At 76.7% G+C, this 768-nt stretch carries 1 pseudogene; it reads right to left on the bottom strand.

The features are described from left to right. Positions 1–5: 5 nt before the first annotated feature. Positions 6–768, bottom strand: a pseudogene (locus tag GTQ99_RS23705) (hypothetical protein); the annotation flags it as partial.

Here is a 768-nt window from a genome sequence, read left to right as displayed (position 1 = left end):
CTGCCTCACGGTGCGGGGGTGGCGGGGCGGAGCGGGACGACGAGGGTCTGCACCTCGGTGACGCGCAGCCCGGTCGTGACGGGCAGGGTGACGACGCGCTCGGGGTCCCAGGTGAGCCCGGCGTCCACGCTCACCTCGATGCGCCAGCGCTCGGTGGCCGTCACCTCGAAGGTGTCCGGGGCGTCGTAGCTGTGCCCGCCGGAGGTCCGGCGGTAGGTGAACGAGCAGATCTCCGGGCCGGTGCGGCGCGTGGCACCCGCCTCCAGCGGCACCCCGCCGCCGGTGCACGTCACCGGCGGGCCGCCCTCGCCGGTGTCCACCGTCAGCGACTCCAGCACCGCGCGCATCCTCGTGGCGCCGACGCCGATGGTGCGCGCCTGCGCGTCGCCGACGCTGAAGGCGATGGTCTGCCCGATGCGCGGCGAGGTCGACGGCGAGGTGACGACGGCACCGCGGTCGATCGTGGCGCGCTGCTCGACGCGGTCGGCGTACGCGCGCTGCCCCGGGGTGAGCTCCCACCAGAACGGCAGCCGGTCCGGCTCGTCCGGGGAGAGCACGACGGTCGCGGTGGTGAACTCGGTGCCCCAGCCGGGCAGGAGGGAACCGGGCAGCGGCGGCGGGTCGAGGCAGACCTTGGAGAACTCCTGCGGAGGTGCGGTCGTGGGCGTGGGCACCGGCGGGGGCACCGGCGCGGGCGGCGGCGCCGGGGCCGGAACTCCCGTGGGGGTCCCGGTGGGGACGGGAGCCGGGTCCGCGGTGGGGTTGGCC

The organism is Kineococcus vitellinus, from assembly GCF_009906315.1.
Lineage (GTDB): Bacteria > Actinomycetota > Actinomycetes > Actinomycetales > Kineococcaceae > Kineococcus > Kineococcus vitellinus.
Note: the sequence above shows the minus strand (reverse complement) of the source record. Positions and strands in the feature narration are given on the sequence as shown.